The organism is Nocardia heshunensis, assembly GCF_054782115.1.
This window is the reverse complement of the sequence record NZ_BAAGTC010000016.1, coordinates 1-4182: the sequence shown is the minus strand read 5'-3', so window position 1 is coordinate 4182 and position 4182 is coordinate 1. Positions and strand designations below refer to the sequence as shown.

1 protein-coding gene is annotated in these 4182 nt (G+C 69.3%); it reads right to left on the bottom strand.

All coding sequences use genetic code 11. The features are described from left to right. Positions 1 to 4182: amino acid adenylation domain-containing protein (locus tag ACYVN4_RS36145; protein WP_460727184.1), on the bottom strand; the 4182-nt coding region annotated here is incomplete at both ends.

Here is a 4182-nt window from a genome sequence, read left to right as displayed (position 1 = left end):
GGCGACCGGTCGAACCCGACGTGAAGATCACGTACGCGGTGTTGTCGCCACGCAGCGGGGCAACCCGGTCCGTGTCGGTGACGGGAGCATCCGAGTAGACGGACAGATCCAGCTCATCGATGCGAAGCACCGACCCCGTCATTCCGGCGTGCTTTTGGCCGGAATCCAACGCCTCGTCGTGTGGATCCCGGCCAAGAAGCGCGCCGGGATGACGCGGCTGGTGCAGCTCGAAATTGTCGCGTGACGTGGTCAGCACGCACACCGGCTGGGCGGTGTCGAGGACGTACTGGTTGCGCTCGGCCGGGTGGTCGGGGTCCAGCGGCACGTACGCGCCACCGGCCAGCGTGACGGCGTACATGCCGACCAGCAGCTCGAAGGAGCGGCGCATGCCCAGGGCCACATAGGAATCCGGGCCGACGCCCTCGGCGATGAGGTGCCGCGCCAGGCGGTTGGCCTGGGAGGCGAACTCGCCGTAGGTCAGGGTCTCGCCCTCGAACACCAGCGCGGTGAGCTTCGGGGTCTGCTTGGCCTGGTTGGCGAACATCGAGGCGAGGGTGACCTCGGCGGCAAGCTTCTTGCCGCCCAGGGCGACCCGCTTGACGTCGTACTCGGTGGAGTTCCAGGACCGCAGCACCTGACGACGCTCGGTGTCGTCGAGCAGTTCGATATCGCCGACCAGCGCGGCCGGTTGCGCGACCACGGCGGAGAGCAGTCGCACCAGGCGGTGACCGAACCCGGCGATGGTGCCGGCGTCGAACATGTCGGTGGCGTAGGCGAATTCGGCGGTCATGCCGTCGCCGTCGGCCCGCTCGGTCAGGTTGAGGTGCAGGTCGAACTTGGCGGTGACCACGTCCAGCGGCACCCCCGCGACCTCCAGCCCCGGCAGGGCGAAGGTGGTCGCGCCGGTGTTCTGGAACGACAGCATGACCTGGATCAGCGGATGCCGGGCCTGCGAACGGGCCGGGTTGAGGATCTCCACCAGACGTTCGAAGGGCAGGTCGGCGTGACCGAAGGCGGCCAGGTCGGTGTCCTTGGTGCGGGCCAGCAGATCACTGAACCGCGCCCCGGAGTCGACGGCCGTCCGCAACACCAGGGTGTTGACGAACATGCCGATGGCGTCGTCGATCTCCTGCTCACCACGACCCGCGACCGCGGTGCCGATGGCGATGTCGTCACCGTTGGACAGGCGTGCCAGCAGGGCCGCGAAGGCCGCGTGCACGACCATGAACAGCGATGCGCCGTGCTCGCGGGCCAGGCCGTTGAGTCCGGCCAGCAGGTCGGCGTCGATCGAGAACTCGTACACGCCACCGGCATTGGACGCCACCGCCGGGCGGGGGCGATCCGAAGGCAGGTCGATCTGGTCGGGCAGCCCGGCCAGTTCGCTGCTCCAGTACGACACCTGCTGGGAGATCAGCGATTCGGCGTCGTCCTCGTGGCCGAGGGTTTCGCGCTGCCACAGCGCGAAGTCGGCGTACTGCACCGGCAGCGGAGCCCACTGCGGCGCTTCGCCATTGGCGCGCGCCGCGTAGGCGACCATGACGTCGCGGGCCAGCGGACGCACCGACCAGCCGTCACCGGAAATATGGTGAACGACGAATACCAGGACGTGCGTGGGCGTTTCGGCGTCGGCGACCCGGAACAGTCCGGCGCGCACCGGGGCGGCGGCGGTCACGTCGAAGCCGGTGAGCACCAGCTCGGCAATGCGCTCGCGCAGGTCGGCCTCGTTCACCGAGACCGCGAACAGTCCGGTGCCGCCGCCGTGGATTCCGGCATTGGCGGCCGAGTCCAGGCGGACCTGGTCGGCGGGCAGGATGACCTGCACGCCACGGCCTTCCGCGTTCTCCGGGTAGACCGTGCGCAGCACCTCGTGCCGCTCGAGCACGTCTTCGACGGCGGCCAGCAGCGCATCGACATCGAGGTCGCCGGTGAGGCGGACCGCAAGCGGGATGTTGTTGACGGCCGAGGCGGTGTCGAAGCGGTTGAGGAACCACATGCGCTGCTGAGCCAGCGACAGCGGGATCTCGGCGGGCCGCTCTCCAGCCACCAGGGCGGGACGACGGCCGGTGCGGGTCTCGGTCTCCAGGCGCGCGGCCAGCCCGGCCACGGTGGGGGCCTCGAACAGCACGCGCACCGGAATGCGGGTGTCCAGCGCCGCGCCGAGGCGGGCGACCACCTGGGTGGCGATGAGCGAGTTGCCGCCCAGCTCGAAGAAGTCGTCATCGCGGCCGATGGCGGCCTCGGTGCCGAGCACCTCGGCGAACACGGCGGCGACGTTCTCCTCGGCCGGGGTCGCGGGGGCGCGGAACTCGCGGGCCTCGAACTCCGGCTCGGGCAGGGCGCGGCGGTCGAGCTTGCCATTGGCGTTGAGCGGCATGGCATCCAGCGACACGATGGCTGCCGGGACCATGTAGGACGGCAGCTGTGCCGACAGGTGCGCACGCAGGACGTCGATGTCGACGGCTCCGGCGCTCGGCACCACGTAGCCGACGAGGCGGTCACCGGTGCGCGGGTCGGAGTTCATGACCACGACCGCCTGAGCCACCGAATCGTGTCCGGTCAGCGCCGACTCGATTTCACCGAGCTCGATACGCAGACCACGCAGCTTCACCTGGAAGTCGGTGCGGCCCAGGTAGGTGATCGAGCCGTCGGCGTTCCAGCGCACCAGGTCACCGGTGCGGTACATACGCTCGCCGAAGCCCAGCGGGTTGGCGACGAAGCGGTCAGCGGTCAGATCGGCACGGCCGACGTAGCCGCGTGCGAGCTGGCTACCGGCGAGGTAGAGCTCACCCGCGACCCCCGGGGCGACCGGGTGCAGACGCGCATCCAGGATGTACGCCTGGGCATTCCACACCGGGCGACCGATCGGGACCGCACCCTGCACATCGTCCGCGACGGGCGCGTAGGTGGCGTGGACGGTGAACTCGGTCGGACCGTAGAGGTTGTGCAGCTCGGCAGAGCTGACCTTGCGGAAGGCGTGCACGACATCCGAGGTGAGCGCTTCACCGGCGATCAGCAGCGCCCGCAGCGAAGACAGCTGCGCCGCGTCGACACTGGTCGCGAAAACGCTGAGCATCGACGGCACGAACGACGTGATCGTGACGCCCTCGGCGGCAATGACTTCCGCCAGGTAGCCCGGATCCCGGTGCCCGTCCGGCGTCGCCACGACCATGCGGCCACCGACGGCCAACGGACCGAACAACTCCCAGACGGACACGTCGAACGTTTGCGGCGTCTTGAGCAACACCACATCGTCGGCCGAGAGCGCGTATTCCGAGGTGATCCAGGCGATCTGGTTCACAGCGGCAGCATGCGAGACCGCCACGCCCTTCGGGCGACCGGTCGAACCGGAGGTGAAGATGACGTAGGCGGCGTTCGAGGATCGCAGCGGCGCAACGCGATCCGCATCAGTCACGACAGCATCGGAGTAACCGCTGACATCGAGAGTGTCGATGACCAGCACGGGTGCGGCGTTGTAACCGAAGCCGTCCCGCGAGGTGGTCAGTACGGCGACCGGCTGCGCCGTCTCGAGCACGTACTCGATGCGGTCGGCAGGCTGGTCGAGGTCCAGCGGCACGTACGCGCCACCGGCGGCCAGCACCGCATACATCGCCACCACCAGATCGGTGGAACGGCGAATACCCAAGGCCACCAGGGTGTCCGGGCCAACCCCCGAGGCGATCAGGTGACGAGCCAGGCGATTCACGCGAGCCGCGAACTCACCGTAAGAGAGAGCTGTCCCCTCGAAGCCGATCGCGACCGCTTCGGGCGTCCGCGCCGCCTGCGCCTCGAACTGGCTGAGCAGCGTGTTCGCCGCATCGCCCGAAGCCAGGTGCAGTGCGTCGGCCAGCACGCTCTCCGCGACATCGGCCCAGCCCAGCGCCGGATCGTCGTCCAGCACCGCGCCGGTGCGCTCGGCGAGCAGTCCGCTCACCGAACCGGCATTGCGACTCCAGTCGTAGCGCACCAGCGTGCGCTCGGCCGCGTCGAGCAGGTCGATATCACCGACGGCCCGCTCCGGCTGCGCCGCAATGGCCTTGAGCAGCAACGCGAACCGGTCGCCGAAGCGGGCCATGGTGGCCGCGTCGAACAGGTCGGTGGCGTAGATGAGTTCAGCGGCGATCCCGGCCGGGGCCGCGCCGTGGCCATTGCCCTCGGCCGTGCCCAGCTGCTCGGTGAGCACCA